Here is a 3,221-nt window from a genome sequence, read left to right on the forward strand (position 1 = left end):
AGGCCATGAACGTCGCCATCGAAACTGTCGAGGAGGTGAACCTCATCCCCGAACTCACCGCCGCGTAAGCTAAAACCACTGACCCGCACGGAGATGAGAAATCACACCACTCGGCGGGACGTGACCCGATTCGTTCAGCCTCGAGGCCTACCTACTCGCTTTATATCGACGGGGTTCCTACGCCTGAGGGTCACCGGAAAGTTTCAGATAACATCTTCGCAACCACCGGTTAGACCCCGTAGGGACAGCAGACCCGAGCGCGGCCAAAGCTCTGTCGTCGGGCAACCTTCTCTTGTTGGGGAAAGCAAACCCCGATAACGACCTCTCTCGATTAGAACGATTGGAGCGGTCGTACCAACGCAACCTGGTCAATTTGGGTCACACGCGATCTCGCGCGGCCGAGCTGATCGACAAGGGGCAGCGCGATCTTGCGATGCTCACTGCCGCAGCTGAGAGAGTGGTGGACACCTCCGGGGATGCTTTCACGATGACCGTTGCCGGCCGATCGTTTGACAGCCGCGCTGACGCTGCGGCCGCGATCGCGCGTTGGGTCTTCGACAACGACATGAACTACCTGTCCCGAAATTCGAGAACCGATTTTGGGATGCTCGGGTCGGTCGGAGGCTTCGGTGTGAAGGTCGAAAGCGATCCCTGAATGGGGCAAGAACCGCACCTCGCGGTACGGCTTGATGGTGTTCCTCGATCGAGTTTGAAGGTGTCTCGCAGTGAGCTCTTGGGAGGCGGTTTGGGGCTTATCCGACAGCTCGAAAATCGAGCCTCGGCAGTACCCAGAATCATCGGGGAAATCGAGCAAGAAGACGTTGCTCTCAAGTCCGAAATTCTGGAAGCTGACGCGCGCCTCGGCGCACCCTTCGCGCACTCGGACGCGCTTGCTGAAGCGCGTCAGCGGCAACGCTCTGTGAACGATGCACTGGCCGCTCAACAGGCCGAGAAGGATTCTGAGAAGCGTGCTGAGCCGGCACCGCCTGTTCGGCGTTCTGGCCCTGGTCCCGAGGTGCCCGGCAATCGCGCCCAGCAGCCCACGGGTGCCTCGACGCACGAGGTCGGCTGGTAGCCGCCTTTTCGCGTTCGCTCTTCGCGGCCTTGCCGACATTGTGTCGGCAAGGCCGCTTTCGTTAACTCCCTGCTTGGGGGCTAGAGCGGATCGTGCGGCTGTCTTGGCCGTTCTTTGTTTTGTCCGCTTGTGGGCACCTCCGCTTGAGTCGTCGGCCGCTGTCAGCGGGCGCGATAGCGCCGAGCTGACGAAAGCCTCTCCTGCCCCGACGAGAAAGCGATAGACGCAGGCACATTTACGTGGGGGTCAGGGCTGCTCTAGCTTTCGGACTGCACCGTCCGACGGGTGCTCACGAAACCCGCGTAGCCGGTACTGTGAGGCTGTGTCAGTAAAAATCCTAGGAATCGCGCAGGCTACCCCAAAGATTATCCTTCCGGTTGTCGGGTACGTCGGAAGCGCCGCGCTGGGCGTGACTGGTCTTGTTTTGGGGTACCAAGCTGAGGCCATCAGAATGAAGGCCGAGACACGGGCGGCGGAAGCCGAACCCGCACGGCTGAATCTGGAACAGGCAGTCAGCGAGTTCAACGCCGGTCGAGTCAGTTCGTACCAAGCCACCGTCGGTCGGTTCACCAGCTGGCTCGAACAACACGAAAACGTGGTCGAGCATCTCGATGTTGAGCTCGCGTACGGCGAGACTGTTCGAGTGTGGACCCCGCCGGCAGGCGCACTCAATGCCGGGAGCGCGGGCATGGCAGCGCAATGGCTGTTGACCGCTGCCAACGCTGGCGAGCCTTTGCAGAAAGCTGTGTTCTGGGCTGTTCAAAAGTCTGCTGTTGCAAGCACCGGCACCCCGATGGTGATGCTCAACGGCGCGGCGCTCAAAGACGCAGTGCTGGCATGGCTTGGTAACGGAACGCTCGCAAACGGTGGCGCAGGAAGAGCCGGCGGGCAGGTCTTTTTGGACACGGCGAAACACGTCCCGCTTGCGTTAGCGGGCGGCCTAGTCGCGGCGACCGCCGGCATCAGCGTAAAAGCTGAAGTCACTGCCTTCGCCAAGGCAGTGGATGGGCAAATCACTCGTGTCAGAGCCGGCACGGAACGCATTGAGGCGCTTGAGGTGCTACTAGGTTCCTTGGATACAAGAGCAGTGAGTGCACTCGATGCGCTCGAGGCGCAGGTTCAAGACTTCGAGATTGCGGAAGCGTTTGCAGCGGTGTCTGCGGTTGGTGAGGTGCTGAGCACCTCCGTTTTCGACGCTGAGACTGGTGAACTCACTGCCAGATCAGCAGATCTTCTGGCTAAGCATGTGGGCCACTGAATGGTCCTAGAGAGCTGAAGGCAGTGTTCGCTCGTACAGCGACGATAACGAGCGCTCTTCCAAGTGCTCGTGGCCGACAGGGCCACCTTTCGATTCTTGACAGTGTGGTCCCTAACCTAGGGAACAGTAGTGGCGGGGTGTGCCGTATCTCGATCGACTGACCGCGTATCTGAGCTTCTCGTCACTCAAAGCACGCAAGCTCAAAAACTTGCCGCTGGAGCCCAACGGCTTGGCTCAGCCAGACACCACCTCGACCCGCCCCGTCCTACTTGACTTGGAGAATTTCTCGTGTTGGGGTTCGGTCGCCGACCTGTGACTCGACGGCGGAATCATGCGCGTGCTGTTTGGTGATCGATCTGGCAACGTCTAGCGGCGGGGCGGAGCGTTCGTCGTTAGGGGGAGACTGGCGTCATGTATCACGGGGCGAATCTGGAGCGCTGGCCCGAATGCTGCCGATTGCTCCTCGAGGAGGCCACGAAGGGTCTCGGTTTGGTTGCGAACGATCGCAGCCCGTTTGGCGCTGTCGGTTACCTGCGCGGCGTCAAATGAGACGACGAGATAGATGCCGTGGGTGAGGCCGCCGTCGATCAAGTAGTCCTGCGCCAACTGGCTCGCGAGGCTAATACGAACGTCGTCGTTCCAGATCCCCTTGACCTCAATGACCACGACGTAGGTTTCAGCTGCCGGTGCGTTCACGACTTCGACGCGTAAGTCTTGTCGGAGACCCACGCCACGTTGGGCTCTTCTTCGGGTCTGCTGTCGGTTTGGTTGAGTCTGGGGTTTATGCCGTTAGAGCAACGGCATCCATCATTATGGTCTCGAACTCGATTGGTGTCAGCTTCCCTAAGCTGCGTTGCCGTCGCTTGCGGTGATACTTCCCCTCGATCC

5 protein-coding genes are annotated in these 3,221 nt (G+C 60.0%); 4 read left to right on the forward strand and 1 reads right to left on the reverse strand.

What is annotated here, in order from left to right; all coding sequences use genetic code 11:
• Positions 1-373: 373 nt before the first annotated feature.
• The 4 genes from ACTJJW_RS14695 (at position 374) to ACTJJW_RS14710 (ending at position 2,649) form a co-directional block, all read left to right on the forward strand.
• Entirely contained in the window at positions 374-655 is a 282-nt protein-coding gene (locus tag ACTJJW_RS14695) for a hypothetical protein (protein ID WP_462645900.1), read from the forward strand.
• Between the two features lie 60 nt (positions 656-715).
• Positions 716-1,075: a hypothetical protein gene (locus tag ACTJJW_RS14700; RefSeq protein ID WP_462645902.1), complete on the forward strand. Its 360-nt coding sequence runs from the start codon at positions 716-718 to the stop codon at positions 1,073-1,075.
• Positions 1,076-1,397: 322 nt separating this feature from the next.
• Positions 1,398-2,333: a hypothetical protein gene (locus tag ACTJJW_RS14705; protein WP_462645904.1), complete on the forward strand. Its 936-nt coding sequence runs from the start codon at positions 1,398-1,400 to the stop codon at positions 2,331-2,333.
• A gap of 139 nt (positions 2,334-2,472) precedes the next feature.
• Complete coding sequence (locus tag ACTJJW_RS14710; protein WP_462645906.1) at positions 2,473-2,649, forward strand: hypothetical protein; 177 nt, start codon at positions 2,473-2,475, stop codon at positions 2,647-2,649.
• A 50-nt stretch (positions 2,650-2,699) separates the two neighbouring features.
• On the opposite strand, the gene ACTJJW_RS14715 is transcribed toward ACTJJW_RS14710, so the two are convergent.
• Positions 2,700-3,029 carry a hypothetical protein gene (locus tag ACTJJW_RS14715; protein ID WP_462645907.1) on the reverse strand — a complete coding sequence of 110 codons (330 nt, stop codon included), beginning with the start codon at positions 3,027-3,029 and terminating at the stop codon, positions 2,700-2,702.
• Positions 3,030-3,221: the final 192 nt, after the last annotated feature.

The organism is Rhodoglobus galactosidasius, from assembly GCF_054957775.1.